The sequence below is a fragment of the Kitasatospora sp. NPDC088742 genome (genome assembly GCF_055584905.1).
In genome coordinates, this window is record NZ_JBVJLD010000006.1 from 17232 (window position 1) to 42268 (window position 25037).

Annotated in this window: 23 protein-coding genes; 10 read left to right on the top strand and 13 right to left on the bottom strand. The window is 72.9% G+C overall.

Features of this window, described 5'->3' with window-relative positions; all coding sequences use genetic code 11:
• Nucleotides 1-76: 76 nt before the first annotated feature.
• Nucleotides 77-667, bottom strand: coding sequence for a TetR/AcrR family transcriptional regulator (locus ACZ6ZR_RS07825; RefSeq protein ID WP_465640476.1), 591 nt, complete (start codon nucleotides 665-667; stop codon nucleotides 77-79).
• A gap of 140 nt (nucleotides 668-807) precedes the next feature.
• Here ACZ6ZR_RS07825 and ACZ6ZR_RS07830 point away from each other — a divergent pair, with 140 nt between their 5' ends.
• A complete protein-coding gene (locus tag ACZ6ZR_RS07830; RefSeq protein ID WP_465640478.1) occupies nucleotides 808-1638 on the top strand; it encodes an SDR family NAD(P)-dependent oxidoreductase in 831 nt (276 codons plus the stop codon).
• A gap of 9 nt (nucleotides 1639-1647) precedes the next feature.
• Here the strand turns inward: ACZ6ZR_RS07830 and glgX are convergent, their stop codons facing one another.
• On the bottom strand, nucleotides 1648-3765 hold the full coding sequence (glgX, locus tag ACZ6ZR_RS07835) for a glycogen debranching protein GlgX (protein WP_465640479.1): 2118 nt from the start codon (nucleotides 3763-3765) through the stop codon (nucleotides 1648-1650).
• Nucleotides 3766-4125: 360 nt separating this feature from the next.
• Between glgX and ACZ6ZR_RS07840 the strand changes: the two genes are divergently transcribed.
• Complete coding sequence (locus ACZ6ZR_RS07840) at nucleotides 4126-5349, top strand: SAV2148 family HEPN domain-containing protein (protein WP_465640481.1); 1224 nt, start codon at nucleotides 4126-4128, stop codon at nucleotides 5347-5349.
• Nucleotides 5350-5466: 117 nt separating this feature from the next.
• Entirely contained in the window at nucleotides 5467-6168 is a 702-nt protein-coding gene (locus tag ACZ6ZR_RS07845; RefSeq protein ID WP_465640483.1) for an exonuclease domain-containing protein, read from the top strand.
• A 160-nt stretch (nucleotides 6169-6328) separates the two neighbouring features.
• Here ACZ6ZR_RS07845 and ACZ6ZR_RS07850 read toward each other — a convergent pair whose 3' ends face one another.
• Both ACZ6ZR_RS07850 and ACZ6ZR_RS07855 read right to left on the bottom strand, forming a co-directional pair.
• On the bottom strand, nucleotides 6329-6913 hold the full coding sequence (locus ACZ6ZR_RS07850) for a polysaccharide deacetylase family protein (RefSeq protein WP_465640485.1): 585 nt from the start codon (nucleotides 6911-6913) through the stop codon (nucleotides 6329-6331).
• 457 nt (nucleotides 6914-7370) lie between these two features.
• Nucleotides 7371-8255 carry a phosphotransferase enzyme family protein gene (locus ACZ6ZR_RS07855; protein ID WP_465640487.1) on the bottom strand — a complete coding sequence of 295 codons (885 nt, stop codon included), beginning with the start codon at nucleotides 8253-8255 and terminating at the stop codon, nucleotides 7371-7373.
• 386 nt (nucleotides 8256-8641) lie between these two features.
• Between ACZ6ZR_RS07855 and ACZ6ZR_RS07860 the strand changes: the two genes are divergently transcribed.
• The 3 genes from ACZ6ZR_RS07860 to ACZ6ZR_RS07870 all read left to right on the top strand — a co-directional run bounded on the left by ACZ6ZR_RS07860 (nucleotide 8642) and on the right by ACZ6ZR_RS07870 (nucleotide 13196).
• Complete coding sequence (locus ACZ6ZR_RS07860) at nucleotides 8642-10801, top strand: MMPL family transporter (protein WP_465640489.1); 2160 nt, start codon at nucleotides 8642-8644, stop codon at nucleotides 10799-10801.
• A 291-nt stretch (nucleotides 10802-11092) separates the two neighbouring features.
• On the top strand, nucleotides 11093-11299 hold the full coding sequence (locus ACZ6ZR_RS07865; protein ID WP_465640490.1) for a cold-shock protein: 207 nt from the start codon (nucleotides 11093-11095) through the stop codon (nucleotides 11297-11299).
• Nucleotides 11300-11474: 175 nt separating this feature from the next.
• Nucleotides 11475-13196: a DEAD/DEAH box helicase gene (locus ACZ6ZR_RS07870; protein WP_465640491.1), complete on the top strand. Its 1722-nt coding sequence runs from the start codon at nucleotides 11475-11477 to the stop codon at nucleotides 13194-13196.
• A 93-nt stretch (nucleotides 13197-13289) separates the two neighbouring features.
• Here the strand turns inward: ACZ6ZR_RS07870 and ACZ6ZR_RS07875 are convergent, their stop codons facing one another.
• Nucleotides 13290-14114 (bottom strand): helix-turn-helix domain-containing protein, encoded by an 825-nt coding sequence (locus ACZ6ZR_RS07875; RefSeq protein WP_465640492.1) that lies wholly within the window; start codon nucleotides 14112-14114, stop codon nucleotides 13290-13292.
• Between the two features lie 139 nt (nucleotides 14115-14253).
• On the opposite strand from ACZ6ZR_RS07875, the gene ACZ6ZR_RS07880 reads away from it, so the two are divergent.
• Together ACZ6ZR_RS07880 and ACZ6ZR_RS07885 are read left to right on the top strand one after the other, a co-directional pair.
• Nucleotides 14254-15255, top strand: coding sequence for a hypothetical protein (locus tag ACZ6ZR_RS07880; protein WP_465640493.1), 1002 nt, complete (start codon nucleotides 14254-14256; stop codon nucleotides 15253-15255).
• Between the two features lie 3 nt (nucleotides 15256-15258).
• Complete coding sequence (locus tag ACZ6ZR_RS07885; RefSeq protein WP_465640495.1) at nucleotides 15259-15669, top strand: hypothetical protein; 411 nt, start codon at nucleotides 15259-15261, stop codon at nucleotides 15667-15669.
• A 97-nt stretch (nucleotides 15670-15766) separates the two neighbouring features.
• Here ACZ6ZR_RS07885 and ACZ6ZR_RS07890 read toward each other — a convergent pair whose 3' ends face one another.
• On the bottom strand, nucleotides 15767-16540 hold the full coding sequence (locus ACZ6ZR_RS07890; RefSeq protein ID WP_465640497.1) for an ATP-grasp domain-containing protein: 774 nt from the start codon (nucleotides 16538-16540) through the stop codon (nucleotides 15767-15769).
• Between the two features lie 84 nt (nucleotides 16541-16624).
• Between ACZ6ZR_RS07890 and ACZ6ZR_RS07895 the strand changes: the two genes are divergently transcribed.
• Both ACZ6ZR_RS07895 and ACZ6ZR_RS07900 read left to right on the top strand, forming a co-directional pair.
• A complete protein-coding gene (locus ACZ6ZR_RS07895) occupies nucleotides 16625-17203 on the top strand; it encodes a hypothetical protein (RefSeq protein WP_465640499.1) in 579 nt (192 codons plus the stop codon).
• Nucleotides 17204-17384: 181 nt separating this feature from the next.
• A complete protein-coding gene (locus ACZ6ZR_RS07900) occupies nucleotides 17385-18164 on the top strand; it encodes an SDR family oxidoreductase (protein WP_465640763.1) in 780 nt (259 codons plus the stop codon).
• Nucleotides 18165-18215: 51 nt separating this feature from the next.
• Here the strand turns inward: ACZ6ZR_RS07900 and ACZ6ZR_RS07905 are convergent, their stop codons facing one another.
• The 7 genes from ACZ6ZR_RS07905 to cysC form a co-directional block, all read right to left on the bottom strand.
• Nucleotides 18216-18992: a sirohydrochlorin chelatase gene (locus tag ACZ6ZR_RS07905; protein ID WP_465640501.1), complete on the bottom strand. Its 777-nt coding sequence runs from the start codon at nucleotides 18990-18992 to the stop codon at nucleotides 18216-18218.
• A gap of 10 nt (nucleotides 18993-19002) precedes the next feature.
• Nucleotides 19003-19905: an ABC transporter permease gene (locus ACZ6ZR_RS07910; protein ID WP_465640503.1), complete on the bottom strand. Its 903-nt coding sequence runs from the start codon at nucleotides 19903-19905 to the stop codon at nucleotides 19003-19005.
• Entirely contained in the window at nucleotides 19892-20695 is an 804-nt protein-coding gene (locus ACZ6ZR_RS07915) for an ABC transporter ATP-binding protein (protein ID WP_465640505.1), read from the bottom strand. The genes ACZ6ZR_RS07910 and ACZ6ZR_RS07915 overlap by 14 nt, the downstream gene beginning before the upstream one ends.
• 136 nt (nucleotides 20696-20831) lie before the next feature.
• Entirely contained in the window at nucleotides 20832-21962 is a 1131-nt protein-coding gene (locus ACZ6ZR_RS07920; protein WP_465640507.1) for an aliphatic sulfonate ABC transporter substrate-binding protein, read from the bottom strand.
• Between the two features lie 225 nt (nucleotides 21963-22187).
• Nucleotides 22188-23507, bottom strand: a complete 1320-nt coding sequence (locus ACZ6ZR_RS07925) for a sulfate adenylyltransferase subunit 1 (RefSeq protein ID WP_465640509.1) — start codon at nucleotides 23505-23507, stop codon at nucleotides 22188-22190.
• A 2-nt stretch (nucleotides 23508-23509) separates the two neighbouring features.
• Nucleotides 23510-24445: a sulfate adenylyltransferase subunit CysD gene (gene cysD, locus ACZ6ZR_RS07930; RefSeq protein ID WP_465640511.1), complete on the bottom strand. Its 936-nt coding sequence runs from the start codon at nucleotides 24443-24445 to the stop codon at nucleotides 23510-23512.
• Nucleotides 24442-25023, bottom strand: coding sequence for an adenylyl-sulfate kinase (gene cysC / locus ACZ6ZR_RS07935; RefSeq protein WP_465640764.1), 582 nt, complete (start codon nucleotides 25021-25023; stop codon nucleotides 24442-24444). Before cysC ends, cysD begins: the two co-directional genes overlap by 4 nt.
• Between the last annotated feature and the right edge of the window lie 14 nt (nucleotides 25024-25037).

Genomic DNA, 25037 nt, shown 5'->3' on the forward strand with positions numbered 1-25037 from the left:
ATGGGTACCCGCCTGTCGGCCTCGTTATGGCGGTGTTGGTGCGAACGGCGTAGCCGTGTCAGGTCGTGACGTGCCGTCAGCCGGCCGCGGGGCGGGGCGCGACGCCGTGCAGCAGGGTGTCGACGATCCGGGCGGCCAGTGCTTCGGGGCCCGGGTCGCCGGGGAGGGCGGGCCCGTGCAGGGCCTCGCCGATCAGGGCGTAGAAGACCCGGCGCGCCCACTCCGGATCGACCTCGGCGGCGATCACGCCGTCGTCCCGCATCCGGGTGAGCAGGGCGGTGCAGCGTCGCGCGATCTCCTCGTGCCGCTGGGCGGCCCGCTCGCTGCCGGCCACCGCCGGGCCCAGCGCGAAGCCCCAGGCGCCCTTGATCCGCAGCACGTTGGCGGTGGCGCGGTGCAGGGCGACCAGCGGCGGGGCGGTCTCGGGGTGGCTGTCCTCGATGGCCTGCGCCAGTCTGTCGGCCGCCTGGGTGGCCAGTGCGTCGAGCAGTGCCTGCCGGTTGGCGAAGCGGCGGTGGACGGTGATCCGGGTGACCCCGGCAGCCTCCGCGATCTGCTCCATCGAGGCGGCCGGATGCTCCGTCAGCACCCGCTCCGCCGCCGCCAGGATCGCGCGGACGCTGCGTTCGGCGTCGGCGCGCAGCGGGCGTCCCGCGGTGGTGCTCATCCCTGCCTCCAGACCGGTCGTCGTCCCCGCAGACGTTACCGCGTGGTTTCTGATACTCGGCTGTTGCATTTCTCTGAACAACAGATACTCTCTTGTATCAGATGACGGAGCGTCAGCTCCCCAGTAGAAGGAGTCCACCTGTGCGCACCACTGCCCTGATCACCGGCGCGTCCTCCGGCCTCGGTGCGGAGTTCGCCGAGCAGCTCGCCGCCCGGGGGCACGACCTCGTCCTGCTCGCCCGCTCCGCCGACCGGCTGGCCGAGCTGGCCCGCCGCCTCGGCGAGACCCACGGGGTGACCGCCCACGTGCTGGTCCAGGACCTCGCCGAGCCGGACGCCGCCCGCCGGGTCGGGGCCGAACTGGCCGCGCGGGGGCTGGAGGTGGACCTGCTGGTCAACAACGCGGGCTTCGGCACCTGCGGCCGCTTCGAGGAGAACGACGCCCGCCGCGACCAGGAGCAGCTGATGGTCAACGTGGTGTCCCTGGTCGGCCTCACCCACGAACTGCTGCCCGGCATGCTGGCGCGCGGCGGGGGAGCGGTGGTGAACGTGGCCTCCACCGCCGCCTTCCAGCCGACCCCGTACTTCGCCGTCTACGGTGCGTCCAAGACCTTCGTGCTGGACTTCGGCCTGGCCCTGCACCAGGAGTACCGCAAGCGCGGCATCAAGGTGCTGACGCTCTGTCCGGGCCCGGTGGAGACCGGCTTCTTCGAGGTGATCGGCACCCGGAAGGCGGCCGTCACGGGGTCCTTCGCCCTGCCGGCGACGGTGGTGCGGGCGGCGCTGCGCGCACTGGACCGGGACCGGGCCTACGTCACCCCGGGGCTGTCCAACCTGGTCGGTGCCCACCTGGCGCCCCGGCGGCCGCGGACCCTGGTGGCGGCCGTGGCGGAGCGGATGTCGCGCGGGGCCCGGGACGCGGAGAAGACGCAGCCGCCCTCCCCGCGGGTCGCGGAGCGGGCGGCTGCGTAGGGCGTCGGCTCAGGCCGGGCGCTGGAGGACCATCAGCGAACGGTCCGTCAGCCAGAGCGTGTCCCCCGCCTTCACCCGGGTGCCGGTGCCACGGGGCGGGAGGGTGGCCAGGGTGGTGTCCACCACGACCTGCCACTCCTCGCCGTGGTCGGCCGGGACGGTGAACTCCAGCGGCTCGGAGTGGGCGTTGAAGAGCAGCAGGAAGGAGTCGTCCACGATCTTGCCGCCGCGCCGGTCCGGCTCCGAGATGGCGTGCCCGTTCAGGAAGACCGAGAGCGACTTGGCGTAGCAGGTCGACCAGTCCTCCTGGGTCATCTCCTCCCCGGCGGGGGTGAACCAGGCGATGTCGGTCAGGTCGTCGTGGGTGCCGGAGACCGGGCGGCCGTGGAAGAACCGGCGGCGGCGGAAGACCGGGTGGTCGCGCCGGAGCCAGATCATCCCCTGGGTGAACTCCAGCAGCGCGGCCTCCGGGCCGGGGCCCTCGGGCCAGTGCACCCAGGAGAGTTCGTTGTCCTGGCAGTAGGCGTTGTTGTTCCCCAGCTGGGTGCGGCCGAACTCGTCGCCGTGCGAGAGCATCGGCACGCCCTGGGAGAGGAACAGCGTGGCGATGAAGTTCCGCTGCTGACGGGCTCTCAGCGCCTCCACCTCGGCGTCCTCGCTGGGGCCCTCCGCGCCGCAGTTCCACGAGCGGTTGAAGGACTCGCCGTCGCGGCTGTCCTCGCCGTTGGCCTGGTTGTGCTTCTCGTTGTAGGAGACCAGGTCCCGCAGGGTGAAGCCGTCGTGGCAGGTGACGAAGTTGATCGAGGCGATCGGGCGGCGTCCGTCGTTCTGGTACAGGTCGGAGGAGCCGGTGAGCCGGGAGCCGAACTCGGCCAGCGTCGCGTTCTCCCCGCGCCAGAGGTCGCGGACGGTGTCCCGGTACATCCCGTTCCACTCCGTCCAGAGCGGCGGGAAGTTGCCGACCTGGTAGCCGCCCTCGCCCAAGTCCCAGGGCTCGGCGATCAGCTTGGCCTGGGAGACCACCGGGTCCTGCTGGCAGAGGTCGAAGAAGGAGGAGAGCCGGTCCACCTCGTGGAACTGGCGGGCCAGGGTGGCCGCCAGGTCGAAGCGGAAGCCGTCCACGTGCATCTCGGTGACCCAGTACCGCAGCGAGTCCATGATCAGCTGGAGCACGTGCGGGCTGCGCATCAGCAGGCTGTTCCCGGTGCCGGTGGTGTCCTCGTAGAAGCGCTGGTCCTTGGCCAGGCGGTAGTACGAGGCGTTGTCCAGGCCGCGGAAGGAGAGCGTCGGGCCCAGGTGGTTCCCCTCCGCGGTGTGGTTGTAGACCACGTCGAGGATCACCTCGATGCCGGCCGCGTGCAGCGCCTTCACCATCGACTTGAACTCCTGCACCTGCTGCCCGCGGTCGCCGCCGGAGGAGTAGGAGGAGTGCGGGGCGAAGAACCCGATGGTGTTGTAGCCCCAGTAGTTGGAGAGCCCGAGGTCGCGCAGCCGGTGGTCGCGGACGAACTGGTGCACCGGCATCAGCTCGATCGCCGTGACCCCGAGCTTGGCCAGGTGCTCGATCACCGCCGGATGGCCGATGCCGGCGTAGGTGCCCCGGATCTCGTCCGGGATGCCGGGGTGCAGCCTGGTCAGGCCCTTGACGTGCGCCTCGTAGAGCACCGTGCGGTGGTAGTCGGTGCGCGGCGGGCGGTCGTTCCCCCAGTCGAAGTAGGGGTTGATCACCACGGAGTGCATGGTGTGCGGGGCGGAGTCCAGGTCGTTCCGCCGCTCGGGGGCGCCGAAGTGGTAGCCGTAGACGGACTCGTCCCAGTCGATGTGGCCGCTCATCGCCTTGGCGTACGGGTCCAGCAGCAGCTTGGAGCTGTTGTGCCGCTGGCCCAGCCCGGGGTTGTGCGGGCCGTGCACCCGGAAGCCGTACCGCTGGCCGGGCTGGATCCCGGGCAGGTAGGCGTGCCGGACGAAGGCGTCCGTCTCGCGCAGCTCCACCGACTGCTCCGAGCCGTCCTCGCCGAGCAGACAGAGCTCGATCCGGTCGGCGCTCTCGGAGAACACCGCGAAGTTGGTACCGGCCCCGTCATAGGTGGCTCCGAGCGGGTACGGCTGCCCCGGCCAGATCTGCATCCTGCCTCAACTTCCCTGGCACATAGCGGAATTGACGCTTCAATCGAGATGCCCGGCATCCTGCCGGGGCATGCCCGTACGGCTCGTGCCGTGACGCACGGCACAGCTCGATGTTCCCCGGCCTCCGCTCCCCGGACGAGCGAATGGCCGTCGGTTCGCCCGAACGAGTGTCCGTCCCCGCAGCATTCCCGCGCACTTGACGGAGTGCGAGGCACTCGCCGGAGCGAGGGTTGTGCGGCCGGGCCGGTCCAAGGGGCTGCGCCCCCGTCGCTGCGGGCAGTACTCTTGATCGTCCGTCAGATCGCGGCCGGACCGATCGCGGCAGGGCCCGGCAGCGGGCCGAGAGGTGTGAGGTAGCGCATGGTGGTCCCCGCCGACGGCCCGGGCGGCTCCGGCCGGAGCGAGGCACCGACGGCCGTGCTGCGCGGCGGCCCGCCGAGGCGCTCCACCGTCCCGCCCCAGGGCGGCCCGGCCGAGAGCGTCCCGCTGGCCTGGACGGCGGGCCAGTGGGGGATGGCCGACCAGCGGGTACGGCTGGCCGGCCGGGCGTACGTCTGGCTCAACCTGGTCGAGCAGCGCCTGCGCTCCCTGGTGGACGAGGTGCTCCGCCCGGTCTACGCGCCCGCCCACGGCGAGGACTGGGTGACGGCCGCGGCCGGCCCGGCCGGCGAGGAGTGGGTGCACCGGGCCGGCGCGGTCCGCGAGGTCAGCCGCCGCAAGGGCTACCTGCTCGACCCGGCCGACGACGACCCGCTGGTCTTCCTCACCCTCCCGCAGCTGCGCGAGCTGATGGTGCAGCACTGGCCGTGCTTCGAACCGCACCTGATCGACCGCCGGGAGGTCGAGCTCGCCCTGGACGAGCTGGAGGTCGCCCGGCACGTGGTCTCCCGCAACCGCAGCCTCTCCACCACCGTGCTGGCCCAGACCGAGCGGGCCGCCGCCCGGCTGCTCGGCCTGCTGGACGGCGGGGGCGGCGGCGGGGTGCCCGGCGACGTGGTCGAGGAGCTGGTCGGCGGCCGCTTCGCCGACGTGGTCTCGGTGCACGCCGACCGGGTCCGGCTCCAGCGCGAGCTGCCGGTCGAGGACCTGCTGGACGGCGCCCGCCGGCTGGACGCCCTCGGCATCGGCCTCGGCATGCTCTGCCAGAACTACACCGGCAAGCGCCTGGTCCGGCTCGCCTCCGACGGCTGCCGGGTCCGGCTGCTCTTCCTCAACCCGGCCGGCAGCGCCGTCCGCCGCCGCGAGCGCGAACTCGGCCTCGGGCGCGGCGAACTGGCCCGCTCGATCGAGATGAACATCATGCACGTCCGCCGGGTCCGGGCCCACCTGCGGGACCAGGCCTCCTTCGAGATCCGGGTCTTCGACGAGACCCCGCGCTTCACCGCCTACCTGGTGGACGGCCCGCGCACCCCCGGGCGGCGGCGCTCCGGGGACATCGGCGTGGTCCAGCCCTACCTGCGGCGCACCCGGGGCATCGAGTCGCCCGCGCTGGTGCTGCGCGGCGGCGGCGCCGAGCCGGGGCTGCTGGAGGTCTACCGCGAGGAGTTCGAGGACAGCTGGGGAGACTCCCGGGCGGTTTCGTGAAAACCGCCCCGACGGGACCGACGACGGGACCCACGGCGGGACCCGGCGGCAGGGGATGTCACAGGGGCACGCGATGATGGGGTCCACAGCGACCGCACCGACGGAAGGACATCTCGGATGAGCTGGTGGAAGGAGCCCCTGGTCGGCTTCGATCTGGAGACCACGGGCACCGACCCGGCCATCTCCCGGATCGTCACCGCCGCACTGGTCGACACCACGGGCGGCCGCCCGGAGCGCGTGCTCAACTGGCTGCTCGACCCGGGCGTCCCCGTCCCGGCCGACGCCACCGCGATCCACGGCATCACCGACGAGCAGGCCCGCAGGGACGGCCGCCCGGCCGCGCTCGGGGTCGAGGAGATCGCCCACGCCCTGTGCGAGCGGCTGACCGCCGGCCGGCCGGTGGTGGCCTTCAACGCCCCGTTCGACCTCTCCCTGCTCGACGCCGAACTCGCCCGCCACGGCCGCCCCTCGCTGGCCGCCCGCCTCGGCGGCGAGGTCCTCCCGGTGATCGACGCCCTGGTCGTCGACCGCGCCGTCGACCGCTACCGGCGCGGCTCGCGCACCCTGCAGAACGTCTGCGAGGTCTACGGCGTAGAGCTCACCGACGCCCACGAGGCCGGCAGCGACGCCCTCGCCGCGGTCCGCGTCGCCGTCGCCCTCGGCGAGCGCTACCCCGCCGAGGTCGGCGCCCTGACGCCGGCCCAGCTGCACACCCGTCAGATCACTTGGCACCGCACCTGGGCGGCCGACCTCCAGGCCTGGCTGCGCCGCGAGAAGGACCCGGCCGCGGAGATAGACCCGGCCTGGCCGCTCCGCTAGGGCCTTCGGCCCCCAGGGGCGCGAGGAACTGCGCGGGCTGGAAAGGCAGCACGTGCAACTGGCTGACGGTGGTTCAGTTGCAGGTGAGCCGCTTCCGATTCGCGCAGTTCCTCGCGCCCCTGGGTCGCTGCAACTGAACGTCGCGCCCGCGGGGGACCGCTTACGTGGCGGGGAACGTCGGGGTGTAGCCGTTGGCCGCCAGCCAGGGGAGGAGTTTGGCGAGGGCGGCCACCGTCTGGGTGCGGTCGCCCCCCGCGTCGTGGAGGAGGACGACGCCGCCGGGGCGGAGGTCGTGTTGGACGCGGGCCAGGATGGTGTCGGCGCCGGGGCGGCTCCAGTCGCGGGGGTCGACGGACCAGCCGAGGGGGCGCAGCCCGTTCTGGGCGGCGACCGACCGGTTCTCGTCGGTGAAGGCGCCGCCGGGCGCGCGGAACCAGGGGATCTGGGTGCCCGGGCCGCCAGCCTGGATGATCATCGCCTTGGCGTTGACGATCTCGTTCACCATCCGCTGACGCGGCAGCCGGTCGAACGGCAGTGGGTGGCTCACGCTGTGGTCGCAGAGCCGGTGCCCCTCCGCGCGGATGCGCCGGACCAGCTCCGGGTGCGCGGCGGCGTTGTTCCCGGTGACGCAGAAGGTGGCCCGGACGCCGTACCGGGCGAGCAGGTCCAGGACCTGGCCGGTCGCCGCCCCGGGCCCGTCGTCGAAGGTCAGCGCGACGCCCTTGCCGGTCCCGGTGGAGGACACCACCTCGGTCGAAGTCCCTTGCGGGGGAGTCGGTTTGGGGGTGCTCGGCTTCGGTGGCGGCGGCTTGGACGGGGATGGGGACGGGGACGGCGGCTTCGGCGAGGGCGTGCGCGTCGGTGTCGGTGTTGGAGTCGGGGTCGGCGTCGGGCTGGGCGTAGGAGTGACCGTCGGCGTCGGCGTCGGCGTGGCCGTACGGCTGGGGGTCGGTGACGGAGCGTCGGAGGAGGCCGAGGAGGAGGGCGGTGCCGTCACCGACCCCGAGGCGACGGGGGCGGCGGAGCAGCCGGCCAGGAGGGCGGCGAGCAGGGCCGGCAGGGCGAGGCGTGACCGGTGGCGGGGTGTCCACATGGCGGGTGGCTCCTGGGGTCGCGGACCGGCGGGGAGGCACCAGCAAGGACGAGGCGAACACCTGCCCGGGTTCCACGAGGCGGAGTGCACCGGCGCGAACCGGCCAAGGTCAGAACGGGTACCAGCGCACCTCGGTGGCCCCCTCCCGGAGCGAGCGCACCCGCCGGGTGAACTCGGCCAGCGCCGCCGGGTTCCCGGCCGCCTGCTGCGCCACCCAGGAGGCGCTGGCGGTCTCCCGGGCACCGCGCAGCACCGCGAAGCCGGGCCAGTCGCGGACGTCCAGGCCGTAGGCCTCGGTGAAGGCGAGGTACTCCTCGGCCGGTACGCCGTAGCGGTCGTGGCTGAGGGCGAGGACGACCAGGTCGTGTTCGCGCAGGTCGCTGGAGACCGTCTCCAGGTCGAGCAGCACCGGCCCGTCCGCGCCGACGTGGACGTTGCGGGGGAGGGCGTCGCCGTGGATCACCCCCGGGGGCAGCGCCGGCACCAGCTCGGCGAGGGCGGCCTGGTGGTCGGCCCGGCGGGCGCGCAGGAAGGCGACGTCCTCGGGGGCGACCACCTCGGCGGCGGTGGCCAGCCAGCGGTCCACCGGGGCGAGCAGGTCGCGCGCGGGGAGGTCGAACGGCGCGGCGGGCAGCGCGTGCAGGGCGCGCAGCAGCGGGGCCAGGTCGGCCGGGCGGGCCGGGCGGACGGCCGGGGCGAGCCGGTGCCAGAAGGTGACGGGGTGTCCGTCCACCTCGAACGCGGTGGGCGCCCAGGGGCGGACCACCGGGAGGCCCTGCCCGTCCAGCCAGTCCGCGACGGCCAGTTCGCGTCCGGCCCGCCCGGCCACCTCCGGGCCCCGGCCCACCTTGGCGACCACGGCGGGGGAGCCGAGGTCGAAGACGGCGTTCTCCGCGAGCGTGAGCAGCTCGGCGCCCCGCGGCTCGGGGAGCCCGGCGGCGGCGCAGGCGCGGGCGAGCAGGGCGGTGGCACGGGGGGCGTCGAAGACGGTCATCCGAGCATCATCGCCCAGCGTCGCCTCCCCGCCGTTCCCGTGGTGTCCGACCCGAGGCCGGAACCGGGCCGGGCGGCCGGAACTGACGGCCCGTCGGATCCGTGGGGGTCGGTCTCAGGGTGGAACTCCACCTTGAGGGGGAGGCGTATCCGCCCGGAGCAGGAGGTGACGGCCGCCGTGGGCGGGTCAGGATGGAGCCCGGGCCGTTCCGCGGCCTCAAGGGGGGTGCACCGACCAGGGGCCGCCCGTCCGGTCGGGCGGGGGCTCTCGTAGGATGCTCACACTCACTTACCTGCCGACCGGCTAACAAACAGCCGGTCACTGCCGTCGCCCGTGTCCCGTCCCCCAAGGGCTGCGGTGAACCATGCCCAGGAGGCACAGCGAGCATGTTCCACCGGATCGGACAATTCGTCGTCAAGCGCGCATGGTGGGTGATCATCGCCTGGGTGGTCGCCGCCTTCGGGATCATCGCCACCGCGCCGCCGCTGACCGCGCAGACTGACCAGAGCAGCTTCCTGCCGCGCCACTACGAGTCCATCCGGGCCGCAGTGGTGCAGCAGGAGGCGTTCCCCGCCAGCTTCACGCCCTCCGCCTTCGTGCTCTTCGAGCGCGTCGACGGCGGCCCGCTCACCGAGGCCGACAAGGCGTCGATGGCCAAGATCGTCCAAGGCATCGACGACAAGAAGGTCAAGTTCGTCGAGCACGTCCTGCCGGTGAGCGACCAGTCCACCTCCAAGGACGGCAGGTACGCCCTGTCGCCGATCGGCATGGAGAAGGACAAGGCCTACACGCCCGAGGCCGCCGACTCCGCCAAGGAACTGCGCGAGACCGCCAAGCAGCTCGGCGAGGGCAGCACCCTCAAGGTGCAGCTGGGCGGCCAGGTCGCGCAGAACCTGGACCAGAAGGACTCCTCCGAGCTGGCCAACGCGCTGATCGGCCTCGGCACGATCGTGATCATCCTGCTCACGCTCGGCATCATCTTCCGCAGCCCGATCATCGCCTTCCTGCCGGTGGTCTCGGTCTTCGTCTACTCGATGGTCGCCAACGGCCTGATCGGGTACGCGGTGAAGGCCTTCGGCCTCAAGGCCGATAGCTCGGTCTCGGCGATCCTGATCATCGTGCTGTTCGGTGTCGGCACCGACTACTTCCTCTTCCTGATGTTCCGTTACCGCGAGCGCCTGCGCGCCGGTGACGACCGGAAGGAGGCCGTGGTCAACGCGGTCGGCCGGGTCGGCGAGGCCATCACCTCCGCCGCCGGTGCCGTGATCGTGGCGTTCAGCGTGCTGGTGATCTCCAGCCTCGGGATGTTCAAGGCCATGGGCCCCTCGCTGGCCATCGCGGTCGGCGTGACCGCGGTCGCCTCGGTCACCCTGGTGCCGGCCATCCTGTCGCTGATCCCGGAGAAGGTGCTGTTCTGGCCGTCCAAGGCCTGGCAGCGCGAGCCGAAGGGCGCCAAGTTCGCCGCCTTCGGCCGGATGGTGCAGCGCCGTCCGCTGGTGGTCGCGATCGCCTCCGGCGCCCTGCTGCTCGCCTTCTCGGCGGCCGCCCTCGGCTACAAGGGCACCTTCGACCTGGCGGCCGGCTCGATGCCCAAGACCAAGGAGTCGATGGTCGTCCAGGACACCATGATGAAGGCCTTCTCGGCCGGCGCCGCCGACCCGAGCCACGTCTTCGTCAAGGGCAAGGACGGCGCCAAGCTGGACGAGTCCACGTTCGCCGGGTACGCCGCCGAGCTGGGCAAGGTCCCCGGCGTGGCGTTGGTCGGCCCGAAGCCCGAGGTCAGCAAGGACGGCACGGTCGCCGACTTCACCGTCATGCTCAAGGACGGTCCGGCCACCAACGAGGCCATCGAGACGGTGACCGGTCTGCGCGAGACCGCCCACGCCAAGACCCCGACGGGCACCGACGCCCTGGTCGGCGGCGTGACCTCGATCTACAAGGACATCAACTCCGCGATGGCCCGCGACTACTCGCTGGTCTTCCCGATCGCGGCCGTCCTGATCATGCTGATCCTCGGCCTGCTGCTGCGCAGCGTGGTCGCCCCCTGGTACCTGATGGCGGCCGTCGGCCTCGGCTTCACCGCCACCATCGGCGCCACCAGCCTGATGTTCCAGCACGTCCAGGGCGAGACGGGCGTGATGTTCATGCTCCCGATGCTCATCTACCTGTTCGTGGTGGCCATCGGCACCGACTACAACATCCTGATGATCGCCCGTCTCCGGGAGGAGGCGGCCGAGGGCCACGACCCGCGCACCGCCGCCTCGCTGGCGATCCGTCACGGTGGCCCGACCATCGCGGCGGCCGGCTTCATCCTGGCGGCCACCTTCGGCACCATGCTGCTGGCGGGGAACATCTTCTTCAGCGAGATCGGCTTCTCGGTGGCCTTCGGCATCATCGTCTCGGCCTTCGTGATGTCGCTGTTCTTCACCCCGGCGCTGACCGCGCTGCTCGGCAAGTGGGCCTGGTGGCCGGGCCACGCCCAGCTGCCGGGCCACGGCACCGAGCCCGCCGCCGTGCGGAGCCCGGAGCCGGCCGGCCGCCACTGAGGCACTACTGAGGCACCGCAGGCAGCAGTACCCGCATCACCCCGGGGTGGCGGACCGTGCAGACGGCCCGCCGCCCCAGGGCGCGGAAAAAATCTCTGATCTTCTCGGGCCCACCCGTGCTACAGTCGAAGCAGTTGCAGTTTTGGTTCCCATGAACGTATGTGTGCGCCTGCTGGTACCAACCAACAGGCGCATTTGTTTTGTCCGGTGTTTTGTCTCCGGATGGGGATCGCGGCTACTTGGAGCCTACGAGGTGTGGGTTCCTTGCCCCAGTTTTTAGAGGAGACGGTTATGGCTACCGGCACCGTGAAGTGGTTCAACAGCGAAAAGGGCTTCGGCTTCATCGAGCAGCAGGGTGGCGGCCCGGACGTGTTCGCCCACTACTCGAACATCAGCGCCAATGGCTTCCGTGAGCTCGTCGAGGGCCAGCAGGTCGAGTTCGACGTGACGCAGGGCCAGAAGGGCCCGCAGGCCGAGAACATCCGCGTCATCGGCTGAAGCTGATCCACGCGAGAGCGAGGGCCCGTACCGCACGGTGCGGGCCCTCCCTCATGCCGCCGAACGGCCGGGGCGGCAAAACCCTCCTGACGGCCGATCACCAGGACGATCGCCACGCGCGCATCCACGTGCCCGCCGGTGGCCATCGGCCGTCCAGGATGGAGTACCACCCCGTATGAGCACCCCCGCACGCCCGCCGCGCGCTCGTCGAAGCCCGCAGCAGTCCACCGATCGCACCCAGTCCGCAGGCCGTGGCCAGTCCGGCGAGCGCAGCCAGCAGTCCCGCACCGGTGGCCGTGGTGGCCAGCAGCAGGGCGGCCGTGGCGGCCAGCAGGCCGGCGGCGCCCGTCGTGCCCCGCGGGCCCGTACCGCGCCGCCGGCCCCCGCCGACTTCACCGTGGTCGAGGGCACCCCGGCCCGGCCGCCGGCCGCCACCTTCGCCGAGCTGGAGATGCCCAAGGGCCTGCTCTCGGCGCTCGGCCAGCAGGGCGTGACCGAGCCCTTCCCGATCCAGTCCGCCACCCTGCCGGACGCGCTCGCCGGGCGCGACGTGCTCGGCCGCGGCCGCACCGGCTCCGGCAAGACGCTGGCCTTCGGCCTGTCGCTGCTGGCCCGCACCGCCGGCAAGCGCGCCTCCGCGCGCAGCCCGCTGGCCCTGGTGCTGGTGCCCACCCGTGAGCTGGCCCAGCAGGTCACCGACGCGCTCACCCCCTACGCCACCGCCGTGAACCTGCGGATCGCCACCGTGGTCGGCGGCATGTCGATCAACCGCCAGGCCAACGCGGTGCGCCGCGGGGCCGAGGTGCTGGTCGCCACCCCGGGCCGGCTGGACGACCTGATCAACCGTCAGGACGTGCAGCTCGGCGACGTGCAGATCACGGTGCTCGACGAGGCCGACCAGATGGCCGACATGGGCTTCCTGCCGCAGGTCACCAAGCTGCTGGAGCAGGTCGCCGAGGGCGGGCAGCGGATGCTGTTCTCCGCCACCCTGGACCGCAACGTCGACCGCCTGGTGCAGCGCTTCCTCACCGACCCGGTCACCCACTCGGTGGACCCCTCGGCCGGCGCCGTCACCACCATGGACCACCACCTGCTGCAGCTGGAGGCGGCCGACAAGGTCTCCGCCGCCGCGCACATCGCCTCCCGCGAGGGGCGCCTGATCATGTTCGTGCACACCAAGCACGGCGCCGACCGGCTGGCCAAGCAGCTGCTGGCCAGCGGCGTCCGGGCGGCCGCGCTGCACGGCGGCAAGTCCCAGCCCCAGCGCAACCGGGTGCTGGACCAGTTCCGGGACGGCCACGTCACCGCGCTGATCGCCACCAACGTGGCGGCCCGCGGCATCCACATCGACGGCCTCGACATGGTCGTCAACGTGGACCCGCCGATCGACCACAAGGACTACCTGCACCGCGGCGGCCGCACCGCCCGGGCCGGCGAGTCCGGCACCGTGGTCACCCTGGTGCTGCCCGAGCAGCGCCGCGAGGTCAGCCGCCTGATGACCACCGCCGGCATCCGGCCGACCGTCACCAAGGTGCGCCCCGGCGACGCCGAGCTGGCGAAGATCACCGGCGCCCGCACCCCGAGCGGCGTCGCCATCACGCTGGCCCCGCCGGTGGCGGCCACCCCGGCCGCCGAGTCCGCCAACTCGGGCCAGCCGCGCCGCCGCGCCCCCAAGCGCTCCGGTCTGCCCGCCGACGTGGACATGAACGGCAACGCCCGTCGCCCCCGCCCCAAGCAGCGGGTCGGCGCCGGTGGTTCCGGCTCCGGTTCCGGCGGCTCGGGCGGCGGCCGCACGGCGGCCGGCTTCATCGGCAAGTCCTCGGGCCGCAAGCCGGGCTCCGGCGCCAAGAGCGGCTCCAACTACGGCACCGGCCGCCAGCGCCGCAAGGCCGACTAGTCGTCACGACCGGGCTCTGACCGAGCGTCAGAACAGGCTCCCCACAGGGGCGGTGGACCATCGCGGTCCGCCGCCCCAGTGGCGTTCCCGGGCTCAGCGCGTGGCCGCGAGCCGGCCCAGGCGGGTGGTGGTCTCCTCGTCGCGCGGGGAGAAGACCACCAGCTGGAAGCCGTCGGGGGCCTGGAGGACCAGCTGGTCGATCCGCAGCAGGCCGACCGTCTCGTGGGCCAAGTCCTTGGCCGTGCCGGAGCGTTCGCTGATCTGGTGCTCGTCCAGCCAGCGGCCGGCCTCCGGGAAGTGGGCCCGCAGGCGGTCCAGGGTGACGGCCAGGGCCGGGCGGTCGCCGGCGGCGGCCCGGAGCTGGGCGACCAGGCGGCGGGCGTGGCGCTCCCAGTCCACGGTGCGGTCGCGGTTGGGGCGGTGGGCGAAGGCCAGCCAGGCGAGGTTGCGGTCGGCGGGGGCCTGGCGGGAGAACGTGAACAGGGCGTCGGCCTCCGGGTTCCAGGCCCGCACCTGCCAGTCGGCGTCCATCAGGAAGGCCGGGGCCGGGGACTGCGCGGTGGTCAACCGGGCCAGCGGGGCCGGGAGTTCGGACGGCGTCGGGGCCTCGGCGGCGGACGGGTCGGCGGCCAGCCGGAACAGGTAGTCGGTCTCCGCCCGGTCCAGCCGCAGGGTGCGGGCCAGACTGCCCAGCACCTCGGCCGAGGGGTTGATCCGCCGCCCCTGTTCCAGCCAGGTGTACCAGGTGACCCCGACCCCGGCGAGCAGCGCCAGCTCCTCCCGGCGCAGGCCCGGGGTGCGGCGGCGCACGCCCGGGGCCAGGCCGACCTGTTCGGGGGTCAGCCGGGCGCGGCGGGTGCGCAGGAAGTCGGACAGTTCGGTGCGCCGCTCGTCGCGCCGCAGTGCGGTGACGGCCATGTGGTTCCCCCTGGTCCTGGTAGCCGGACTACCAGTATCACCAGGCACTGCTGCGGTTCCGCACGGGGCGGGAGGGTGGAGTCATCGCAAGGACGCGGGACCGCCGCCGAGGCGGTACCGCTGGTGAAGGAGTACCGAGATGACGAACCGTCCGATCCGTGCCGCCGCCGTGGCCGTGGTGGCCGCCGCCCTGCTGGGCGGGGCCGTGGCCCCCGCCGTCGCTCAGCCCCGTCCGAGCGCCGCCGCGTCCGCGCCGGTGCTGGCCGGGCACGCCGACAGCCTGCACCCCGAGGACGCCGTCTGGGACGCCGGGCACGGCCGCTTCCTGGTCGGCTCGATCCGGCACGGCACCGTCTCCGTGGTCCGCCCCGACGGCTCGGTGCGCACCCTGGTGGACGACCCCGCCAAGCTGGTCTCGGTGATCGGCATCCAGATCGACCGGGCCCGCAACCGGGTCCTGGTGGCCAACGCCGACCCCGGCTTCGGTCTGCGCCACGACGCCGCCAAGGTGGTCGCGGGCATCGGTGCGTACGACCTGGAGACCGGGCGGCGGCTGTTCTACACCGACCTGGCGGCGGTGGCCGCCGACGGTGGGCGGCACTTCGCCAACGACATCGCGCTGGGCCCGGACGGCGAGGCGTACGTGACCGACTCCTTCGCCCCGGTGCTGTACCGGGTGCGGCCTGACGGCCGGGCCTCGGTGATCCTGCGGGACCAGCGGCTGGCCGCGCCGGTGGGCGGCTTCGGGCTGAACGGCATCGCGCGGCACGGGCGGACGCTGCTGATCGCCAAGTACGACGACGGCACGCTGTGGCGGGTGCCGGTCGACCGGCCCGCCGACGTCCGGCAGGTGCGGCTGACCGGCCCGAAGGCGATCGGCCTGGACGGCCTGTACAGCTCCTCCGAGGGCCGCCTGCTGGGCGTCACCAACACCCTGGGCGGCGCCGGGGCCGACACCCTGGTCGACATCCGCTCCACGGACGGCTGGCGCACCGCCGTCCTGACGGCCCGTCCGTCAGCCGACCCGGCGCCGACCGCGGTGGTGGCCGGGCCGCACGGCTCCGTCTACACGCTGTCCGGCCGGATGGACCTGCTGTTCGGCGGCACCACGGACGACCGGTTCACCCTGCGTAGGCTGTGACCCATGGAACTCGACGCGCAGCGCCTCGACGAGCAGAGTCTTGACGAGCAGAGCCTCGGCGAGCAGGAACGGTGCCTGGACGAGCTGCTCACCGCACTCGGCCTGGTCTGGGACGAGCCCGCCGACCCGCGCGTCGAGGCGCTGGCCGCGCGTCAGCCGCTCTACCCGCAGTACCACCGGGTCGGCCACAAGCGGCAGTTGCTCTTCCGCACGCTGGAGGCCGGGCCCCGGCAGCGGGTGCTGGAGCACTACCCGGCGGTGCTGCGGGCGGTGGCCGCCGACCGTGACCCGAACTCGCCGCGCTGGCTGGTCGCGGTGCTCGCCGGCGCGGTCGGCCCGCGCCGGGCCCGGGCGGACCTGGACGCGGCCGGGGCCTCGGTGGCGGCGCTGCGCTGGGCGCTGCCCGAGAGCTAGTGCCTCCCCCGGCAAGGTTTGCCCCGTCGCGCCGCCCGGCACGCACTCTCGCCGCCGAACGACGCTCCTCATGGGGCAAACCTTGCCGGGGGAGGCACTAGCGGACCACCTCGACGGCGGTGCGGACGTACGGCCGGTCGGTGGGAGCCAGGGACTCCGAGGGGCCGGCGGCGCGGAGCACCACGTCCAGGACGGCGTCCGGGTCGCAGGCGTAGCCGCCGCTGGCCCAGGCCGGGTTGGCCTCGACCACGGACCAGGTGCCGTCGGAGAGCTGCCCGACGTCGACCACCACGGCGCTGGGCAGGCCGCCGGAGGTGAGCACGTCGGCGGCGAAGTCCAGGGCGGCGGGCGGGACTTCGGGGGAGACGGCGAGGTCGCCGTCGACCGCGTAGCGGCTCGCGGTGCGGACGGTGCCGTCCAGGGCGAAGAGCCGGTACTCGGTGGTGAACGTGACCACGTCGCTGACCAGGACCGGGGTGTCGTCGCCCAGCGCGTCCGGGCCGGGCAGGCCGCTGCCGTCCGGGTAGGCGCGGGCCGGGAAGAGCTTGTCGCCGGGCGGCTTCAGGAAGGCGGGGCGGCGCAGCCGGCGGGCCTCGGCCAGGGTGGTGCACTCCACCTGACGGCCCAGCAGCTCCCGGGGCAGCGTGGTCAGCCAGCCGTCCGGCGGCTCCAGCGGTGCGACGCCGAGCACCTCGCCCACGACGTCGGCGAACAGTGGCCCGCCGTACAGGTGCGCGGGCCGCAGCGTGGCGAGCCACTCCGGGGCCTCCCAGCGCGTGGCGGTGTGGGCGGTGAGCCCTCGGAGCCGGGCGCGGGTGAGGAGTTGGAGCCCGGTCTCGTTGATCCGGGGCGCGAGCAGGAGGAGCGTCATGCGGCCCATGGTCGCCGACCGGCCCGGGCGGTGGCGATCGGATTCTCCCTGCCGCGATCGGAGATCCCATGATCAAATGGTGGTATGACGGTGACGCGGAAGTCCCTGGGCCCCCTGCACTTCGCCGGTGACCGCTGGGTGGTGGGCGATCCGGAACGGCAGGGCGGCGCCGCCTGGGTGGACTTCCTCTCGGACGGGATGCTCATCCACACCCGGGCCGGCGAGGAGGAACTGCTGCCCTGGGAGCGGGTGATGAACGGGATCTCCGTCACCATGGGCGCGAAGTACCCCGGGCGCGGCTCCGCGTTCTCGATCCGCGGCTGGCTGGCCGGAATGCCCGGACCGTTCCAGGGGCGGTTCGGCGGCTACCTGCACATGACGGTGCGTCATCCGTACGACGACCAGACGGTGTTCTTCGACCGACACCCGCACGGGTACAGCAACGGGGAGCTCCTCCTCCTCGACCTGGCCCTGTGTCACGTGGTCAACGGCGGTGACGCGCACCTGCTCGGTGACCAGGCCTGGCTGGCCGCGCTGGTGGAACGCCTGTACAACAGCACCCCCCGCGAGCGGCGGACCTGGAAGCGGCTGGAAGCCCTGGTGGAAGAGGCCCGGAAGGCGGCCGACGCGGCGGCGGGGGAGGCGGGGGAGACGGCCGAATGACGGACCGGGCACCGGCCGACCGGCTGGTCACCGACGCCGGGGAGCGGCCGCTGTCGACCGGGACGGGCGGCCGCTCCCGGACGTGCTGACCCGTCGTTCGGAGGGGGCCGTCCGGCTCCGGTTCGTGGTCGAATGGCGGGGACGGGACTTCGACGGCGGGCTCGGCAGGGGAGTGGCGACGGTGGGCGAACTGGACGGCAGGACCGCGCTGGTGACGGGTGGTTCGCGGGGGATCGGGCGGGCGGTCGCGCTGCGGCTGGCCGCTGACGGGGCGTTGGTCGCGGTCCACTACGGGGGCGACGGGGCGGCCGCCGCCGAGACGGTGGCGCTGATCGCGGAGGCGGGCGGTCGGTCGTTCGCGGTGCGCGCCCGGTTCGGTGAGGACGGGGCGGTGGACCGGCTGTTCGACGGGCTGGCCGCCGGGCTGGCGGATCACGGCGCGGACGGCCTGGACGTGCTGGTCAACAACGCCGGCATCCACGCGGCCGGGTCGGTCGGGCAGCTCACCGAGGAGGAGTTCGGGCGGCTGCTGGCGGTCAACGTGAGCGCACCGCTCTTCGTGGTGCAGCGGGCGCTTCCGCTGCTGCGGGACGGCGGACGGATCGTCAACGTGGGTTCGGCGGCGACCAGGATCGCCGACCCCCGGCAGATCGGCTACACCGTCAGCAAGGCGGCGCTGGCCGCGCTCGCCCCCTCCCTGGCCAACGAGCTGGGGCTGCGGGGGATCACCGTGAACACGGTCGAGCCCGGGGTGGTGCGGACCGACATGACGGCCGGCTGGACCGGCGTGCCCGAGGCGGTGGCCGGCCTGGCGTCGATCACCGCGCTCCGCCGGATCGGCGAGCCGGGCGACGTCGCGGACGTGGTGGGCTTCCTGGCCGGGCCGCAGGGCCGCTGGGTGACCGGCCAGACCATCGACGTCTCCGGTGGCACCTGGCTGGGGCCGGTCGCGGGATCCTGACGGATCGTCAGTCTGGCCTGACCTGGTCGCCTCGGCCGGACGCCCCCGCCGTCAGGCCGCCAGCAGGCCCGAGCGGCGGGCGGCCCGGTCGTAGCGGTGGAGGAGCAGCTCGGCGAGCTCGGGGCCCGCTCCGAGGACCGGGGCGACCAGGTCGACGCCGGCGGTGCGGGCGGCCTCGGTGATCCGGTCGGGGAGCAGGCCGGGGGCCAGCAGGTAGGGGGCGACGGCGAGTTGGCGCACGTCCGGGGTGGCGCGCAGGGCGGCGATGACGTCGACCGGGTGCGGTGGGACGGCGGAGGCGTGGGCGACCTCGACGGCGGCGAAGCCGCGGGTGCGGCGGTACTCCTCGGCGACCGCGCGGGTGGCGGCGTTGGCGGCCTGGTCGGAGGAGCCGGCGGCGGCCAGCACCAGCCCGGTGCGCGGGGCGTCGGCGAGGTCGAGGCCGGCCTCGGCGAGGCGGCGGTCCAGGGCGGCGAGCAGCAGCGGGGAGGGGCCGAGCACGTCGGCGACCGGGAGGGTGTGGGCCCCGGCCTCGCGGAGGGCGGCCGGGATGTCGCTGCGGGCGTGGAAGGCCCGGTTGAGCAGCAGCGGGACGGCGACGGCGTCGCGCAGCCGGGGCGCGACCTGGCCGAGCCGGGGCGCGCAGTGGTCCAGGTAGGCGGTGCTGGTCTCCAAGCCGGGCCGCAGCGAACGGACTTGGCGGGTCAGCGCGTCCACCGTGGCGGCGTGCCGGGGGTCCCGGCTGCCGTGGGCGATGAGCAGCAGGGCCGGCCCGCCCGCGCCACCGGTCTGGTGGCGGGGCGCGGGCGGACGGCCGGAGCGGAGCATCGGACCGGCCTTACCGGGTGCCGGCCAGCAGGCCGCGGTTGCGCAGCACGCGGCGCTCCAGCGGGCTGAAGACGAGGAGGTCGATGGCGACGCCCACCAGCAGGATCAGGATGATGCCGAGCAGGACGCCGGACATGTCGTTGAACTCGCGCTGGTTCTCCAGGTAGCGGCCGAGGCCGATGCCCAGGTCGGGGGAGGCGGCGATGAGTTCGGCGGCCATCAGGGAGCGCCAGGAGAACGCCCAGCCCTGCTTGAGCCCGGCGAGGTAGCCGGGGAGGGCGCCGGGGAGCAGGATGTGGCGGGCCTGGACCAGGCCGGTGGCGCCCATGGTGCGGCCGGCCCGGAGCAGGATCGGGGGCACCTGGTCGATGCCGGCCACCAGGCCGTTGGCGATCGAGGGGACGGCGCCGAGCAGGATGACGGCGTACATGGTCTGGTTGTTGATGCCGAGCCAGATGACGCAGGCGGGGACCCAGGCGACCGAGGGCAGTGACTGCAGGCCGGACAGGATCGGGCCGATCGCGGCGCGCACCGGCTTGACCTGGGAGACCAGCAGGCCGATGGGGGTGCCGATCAGGACCGAGAGGCCGAAGCCGGACAGGCCGCGCCAGAGGCTGGTCCAGATGTAGGAGAAGAGGGTGCCCTGGCCCCACAGGTCGGTGAGCGAGGCCCAGACCATGCCGGGGCTGGGGAGCTTGTACTCGTTGGTGAGTTCCAGGCTGAACGCGCCCTGCCAGACGGCCAGCACCAGGGCGATGGCGATCAGCGGCGGCAGGGCCTTCTGACGCAGCGTCACCAGCAGCGGGGTGCGGGTGGTGGTGACGGCGTCCAGGGCGTCCAGGCCGGCGCCGACGTCGGCGGTACTGGGGCTCGGGGTCTTGTCGAGCAGGGGGGTGGTGTCAGTGCTGGCCATGGCGGCGGATCTCCCCACGCAGCTCGTCGGTGATTTCGATGGACAGGTCGGCCACGCCGGGGGACTCGATCCGGCGGGGCTGCGGGAGGTCGATGCGCCACTCCTTGGCGACCCGGCCGGGCCGGGAGGAGAGCAGGACCACGCGCTGGGCGAGGCGGACGGCCTCGCGCACGTTGTGGGTGACGAACAGGACGGTGAGCTTCTGCTCGGCCCAGATCCGGGTGAGCTCGTCGTGCAGGACGTCGCGGGTGATGGCGTCGAGCGCGGCGAACGGCTCGTCCATCAGCAGGACGTCGCTGCCCTGGGCCAGCGCCCGGGCCAGCGCGACGCGTTGGCGCATGCCGCCGGAGAGCTCGTGCACCCGCTTGCCGTGCGCGCCGTGCAGGCGGACCAGCTCCAGCAGGCGCTCGGCCTCGGCGCGCCGCTCGGCCTTGGGGGTGCCGCCGAGCTGCAGGGCGAGCTCGATGTTCTTGCCGGCCGTCAGCCAGGGGAAGAGCGCGTGCTCCTGGAACATCAACGCCGGGCGGCGGCCCGCGAGTTCGATGTTCCCGGCGGAGGGCTTGTCCAGCCCGGCCACCAGGTTGAGCAGGGTGGACTTGCCACAGCCCGAGGCGCCGAGCAGGGTGACGAACTCACCCGGGGCGACGTCCAGGGTGATGTCGTCGAGCACGTGGGTGGCCGCGCCCGGGCGGCCGAAGGACTTGTGGACGTGCGAGATCCGGACGGCGGGGGCGCCGGTCGGGACCTCGGCGCTCTGCGCGCTCTTCGAGGTGGTCAGTGCCGTGGTCATCTCCGGGCACCTCCTGGGTGACTGGTCTGGCGGCTGGCGAGGGGAGTGGGAGCCGGGGTCCGGCCCCGCCCGGCCCGTTGACTGGGCATCGACCGGGCTGGGCGGGGGCACGGACCTCGGAGTTCGACGGCGCTGCTTACTTGGTGCCGAGGCCGGCGTCCGCGACGACGGGCTGGCTCTTCTCCTTGAGCACCTTGTTGAGCAGCGTCAGGTCGTAGATCCCGGCCAGGTTGGGCTTCTTGAGGAGGCCGGCGGTCACCGCGTTCTCGGCCTCCTTCTGGAGGGTGGAGGCCAGCGGGTCGTCGATGAAGTCGATGTCCGCCCAGGCCGGGTCGAGGATGGCGGGCTCCAGGGCGTTGCCGGCCGCGTCCTTGATGGCGGCGTTGGCGGCCTCCTTGGCCTTGGCCGGGTTCGCCTTGATGTAGGCGTTGGTGTTCACCGAGCCGCGCAGCACGGCCTCGACCACGTCCGGGTGCTCCTTGAGGAACTTCTGCGAGACGATGATGTTGGTGATCACGAACTTGTTGTCGGGCCACAGGGACTTCTCGTTGAGGAGTTCCTTGGCGCCCAGGGTGACCAGCTTCGAGGCGGTGGGCTCGGGGACCCAGGCGCCGTCGATGGAGCCGGACTTGTAGGCGTCGGGGGTGACCTTGTTGTCCGAGCGGACCACCGAGACGTCGCCGGCGCCGGAGTTGGCGTCGACCTTCCAGCCCTTGCCGTTCAGGAAGCTGAGCAGCGCGACGTCCTGGGTGTTGCCGATCTGCGGGGTGGCGATCTTCTTGCCCTTGAGGTCGTCCACCGACTTGATCTTGTCGGGGTTGACGACCAGCTTGACGCCGCCGGAGGCCGCACCACCGATGATCTTCAGGGACTCGCCGTTGGACTTGGTGAAGCCGTTGATGGCGGGCGAGGGGCCGATCCAGCCGATGTCGATGGAGCCCGCGTTGAGGGCCTCGATCTCGGCGGGGCCCGCGTTGAAGATCTGGGTCTTGACCTGGGTGGCGCCCAGCTCCTTCTGGATCAGGCCCTCCTTCAGGCCGACCAGCGGGGTGCCGTGGGTCAGGTTGGCGAAGTAGCCGATCTTCACCGTGTCGGCCGAGAGCTTCGCGGCGCCGGCCGAGGAGGAGGCCGGGGCGGCGGCGGGGGCCTTGTCGTCGCTCTTGGAGCCGTAGCCGCAGGCGGAGAGCAGGCCGATCGCGGTCAGGCCCGCAACGGTGGCGGTGGCGGTCCGTCTGAACCGGGTGGAGGTGCCGTGCTGCGCAGTCATTGCTTCGTCCTCTGGCAAGTTCATGGAAGAAAGAAAGAAAGTCGGGCGTGGGTGCCTGCGGATCCGGAACGACCGCCGCTGTGGGAAGCGGCCGCCCCGGTGACAGGGGCTCTCAGAGCCCCTGCCCGCCTGCACATCGCGTCAGCCCGCCCTGGCCACTGCCGAGGACGCCGCTGCCGATGCGGCCGCCTTCCTTGTCCATGCCGGAGAACGCCTCACTGGGCATCAGACCCAGTCCTCCTCGTCGGATCGCTGTGCTGCGGGGGTGGTGTCGAAGGCCTCGCCCGCCATGCCGGCGGTGAGGGTGGTGCCGTCGGCCGGGTCGATCAGCAGGAAGGACCCGGTGCGGCGGTTGTCGGCGTAGGGGTCGAGCGCGAGCGGCTCGGCGGTGCGGAGCACCACGTGGCCGATCTCGTTGACCGCCAACCCGCTTGCGCCGGAACGCTGTTCGAGACTGTCGATGTCGATGCGGTAGCTGATCTCCTTGACCAGCGCGCGCACCGTGCGGGTGGTGTGCTTGAGCAGCACCCGGGCGCCGACGGTCAGTGGGCGCTCGCTCAGGTGGCAGACGGTGGCCTCGACGTCCTTGGTGGGGACGGGAGCCGCACCGGCCGCGATCAGGTCGCCGCGGGAGATGTCGATGTCGTCGGCCAGCCGGACCGTCACGGACTGGGGGGCCCAGGCGATGTCGGTCTCGGTGCCGAGGGCGTCGATGCCGGCCACGGTGGTGGTGCGCCCGGCCGGCAGCACGGTGACGGCGTCACCGACGCGCAGCACGCCGGAGGCCAACTGGCCCGCGTAGCCGCGGTAGTCGGGCAGCTCGGCGGTCTGCGGACGGATCACGTACTGGACCGGGAAGCGGGCCGGCTGCTCGCTGGGGTCGGTGCCGACCGGCACGCTCTCCAGGTGCTCCAGCAGGGTGGGGCCGCCGTACCAGTCCATGTGGGCGGACGGCTCGACCACGTTGTCCCCGGCCAGTGCCGAGATCGGGATCGCGACGATGTCGGTGACGCCGAGCGAGGCCGCGTAGGTGGTGAACTCCTCGGCGATCCGCGCGAAGACGGTCTCGGCGTACTCGACCAGGTCCATCTTGTTGACTGCCAGCACCACGTGCGGCACCCGCAGCAGGGCGGCCACGGCCGCGTGCCGGCGGGTCTGCTCGACCACGCCGTTGCGGGCGTCGACCAGCACCACGGCCAGCTCGGCGGTGGAGGCGCCGGTGACCATGTTGCGGGTGTACTGCACGTGGCCGGGGGTGTCGGCGAGGATGAACCGGCGCCGGGCGGTGGCGAAGTAGCGGTACGCCACGTCGATGGTGATGCCCTGCTCGCGCTCGGCCCGCAGACCGTCCGTCAGCAGCGCCAGGTCCGGCGTCTCCTGACCGCGGCTCAGGGAGGCGCGCTCGACGGCCTCCAGCTGGTCGGCCAGCACGGACTTGGAGTCGTGCAGCAGGCGGCCGACCAGGGTGGACTTGCCGTCGTCGACGGAGCCGGCGGTGGCGAAGCGCAGCAGCGAGGTGGCGGTTGCTTCCTGGGTGGTGCTCATCTTTAGAAGTACCCTTCGCGCTTGCGGTCTTCCATCGCGGCCTCGGACAGCTTGTCGTCGGCGCGGGTGGCGCCGCGCTCGGTGAGGCGGCTGGCGGCGATCTCGGTGATGATCTCCGCATTGGTGGCGGCGTCGGAGTCGACCGCGCCGGTGCAGGACATGTCGCCGACGGTGCGGTAGCGGATCAGGCGGGTCACCACCTGCTCGCTCTCCTTGGGGCCGCCCCACTCACCGGCGGTCAGCCACATGCCGTCGCGCTTGAAGACCTCGCGCTCGTGGGCGTAGTAGATGCCCGGCAGCTCGATCTTCTCCCGCTCGATGTACTGCCAGACGTCCAGCTCGGTCCAGTTGGAGAGCGGGAAGACGCGCACGTGCTCGCCGGCGGCGTGGCGGCCGTTGTAGAGCGACCACAGCTCGGGGCGCTGGCGGCGCGGGTCCCAGGCGCCGAACTCGTCGCGCAGGGAGAAGACGCGCTCCTTGGCGCGGGCCTTCTCCTCGTCGCGGCGGCCGCCGCCGAAGACGGCGTCGAACTTGTGGGACTCGATGGCGTCCAGCAGCGGCACCGTCTGCAGCGGGTTGCGGGTGCCGTCGGGGCGCTCGCGCAGGCGGCCGTCGTCGATGAAGTCCTGGACGTTCGCGACGTACAGGCGCAGGTTGTGCTTGGCCGCGACCCGGTCCCGGTACTCGATGACCTCGGGGAAGTTGTGGCCGGTGTCCACGTGCAGCAGGGCGAAGGGGACCGGCGCGGGGGCGAAGGCCTTGAGCGCCAGGTGCAGCATGACGATGGAGTCCTTGCCGCCGGAGAACAGGATCACCGGCCGCTCGAACTCGCCCGCCACCTCGCGGAAGATGTGCACCGACTCCGCCTCGAGCGCGTCCAGGTGCGACAGCGCGAACGGCGACTCGGTCTCCAGCGGGCTGTGGGTCGCGGTGGTCATGCCAGGCCCCTCTCGGTCAGGAAGGCGTACAGCTCGGCGGCGGATTCCTCCACCAGGCGGCCCTGCGTCTGGAGCCTCAACTCCGGCTTCTCCGGGGCCTCGTAGGGGTCGTCCACGCCGGTCAGGCCGGAGATCTCACCGGCCGCCTGCTTGGCGTACAGGCCCTTGACGTCCCGCTCCGAGCAGAGCTCCACCGGCGTGGCCACGTGCACCTCGAGGAACTCGGTGCCGAGCGACGCGTGGCGCTCGCGGACGGCGGCCCGGGAGTCGGCGTACGGGGCGATCACCGGGGCCAGCACCTTCACGCCGTTGCGGGCCAGCTTCTCGGCGACGAAGCCGATCCGCGCCACGTTGGTGTGCCGGTCCTCCCTGCTGAACCCCAGCCCCTTGGAGAGGAATTCGCGGATCTCGTCACCGTCGAGGACCTCGACCTTGTGGCCCTCGGCGCGCAGCCGCTCGGCCAGCGCGAAGGCCAGCGTGGTCTTGCCCGCGCTCGGCAGCCCGGTCAGCCACACCGTGGCGCCGCGCTCGCAGGGGGCGGCCTGCGGGGCCGCCTCTGCGGCTCCGTCGGCGGCCAGGGTGTGGACTGTGC

Bases quoted from the DNA above. Each gene is read 5' to 3' on its own strand.
- ACZ6ZR_RS07825 (WP_465640476.1), bottom strand. From the start codon at position 667: ATGAGCACCACCGCGGGACGCCCGCTGCGCGCCGACGCCGAACGCAGC.
- glgX (WP_465640479.1), bottom strand. From the start codon at position 3,765: ATGCAGATCTGGCCGGGGCAGCCGTACCCGCTCGGAGCCACCTATGAC.
- ACZ6ZR_RS07840 (WP_465640481.1), top strand. From the start codon at position 4,126: ATGGTGGTCCCCGCCGACGGCCCGGGCGGCTCCGGCCGGAGCGAGGCA.
- ACZ6ZR_RS07845 (WP_465640483.1), top strand. From the start codon at position 5,467: ATGAGCTGGTGGAAGGAGCCCCTGGTCGGCTTCGATCTGGAGACCACG.
- ACZ6ZR_RS07855 (WP_465640487.1), bottom strand. From the start codon at position 8,255: ATGACCGTCTTCGACGCCCCCCGTGCCACCGCCCTGCTCGCCCGCGCC.
- ACZ6ZR_RS07860 (WP_465640489.1), top strand. From the start codon at position 8,642: ATGTTCCACCGGATCGGACAATTCGTCGTCAAGCGCGCATGGTGGGTG.
- ACZ6ZR_RS07865 (WP_465640490.1), top strand. From the start codon at position 11,093: ATGGCTACCGGCACCGTGAAGTGGTTCAACAGCGAAAAGGGCTTCGGC.
- ACZ6ZR_RS07870 (WP_465640491.1), top strand. From the start codon at position 11,475: ATGAGCACCCCCGCACGCCCGCCGCGCGCTCGTCGAAGCCCGCAGCAG.
- ACZ6ZR_RS07875 (WP_465640492.1), bottom strand. From the start codon at position 14,114: ATGGCCGTCACCGCACTGCGGCGCGACGAGCGGCGCACCGAACTGTCC.
- ACZ6ZR_RS07880 (WP_465640493.1), top strand. From the start codon at position 14,254: ATGACGAACCGTCCGATCCGTGCCGCCGCCGTGGCCGTGGTGGCCGCC.
- ACZ6ZR_RS07885 (WP_465640495.1), top strand. From the start codon at position 15,259: ATGGAACTCGACGCGCAGCGCCTCGACGAGCAGAGTCTTGACGAGCAG.
- ACZ6ZR_RS07890 (WP_465640497.1), bottom strand. From the start codon at position 16,540: ATGACGCTCCTCCTGCTCGCGCCCCGGATCAACGAGACCGGGCTCCAA.
- ACZ6ZR_RS07895 (WP_465640499.1), top strand. From the start codon at position 16,625: ATGACGGTGACGCGGAAGTCCCTGGGCCCCCTGCACTTCGCCGGTGAC.
- ACZ6ZR_RS07905 (WP_465640501.1), bottom strand. From the start codon at position 18,992: ATGCTCCGCTCCGGCCGTCCGCCCGCGCCCCGCCACCAGACCGGTGGC.
- ACZ6ZR_RS07910 (WP_465640503.1), bottom strand. From the start codon at position 19,905: ATGGCCAGCACTGACACCACCCCCCTGCTCGACAAGACCCCGAGCCCC.
- ACZ6ZR_RS07915 (WP_465640505.1), bottom strand. From the start codon at position 20,695: ATGACCACGGCACTGACCACCTCGAAGAGCGCGCAGAGCGCCGAGGTC.
- ACZ6ZR_RS07920 (WP_465640507.1), bottom strand. From the start codon at position 21,962: ATGACTGCGCAGCACGGCACCTCCACCCGGTTCAGACGGACCGCCACC.
- ACZ6ZR_RS07925 (WP_465640509.1), bottom strand. From the start codon at position 23,507: ATGAGCACCACCCAGGAAGCAACCGCCACCTCGCTGCTGCGCTTCGCC.
- cysD (WP_465640511.1), bottom strand. From the start codon at position 24,445: ATGACCACCGCGACCCACAGCCCGCTGGAGACCGAGTCGCCGTTCGCG.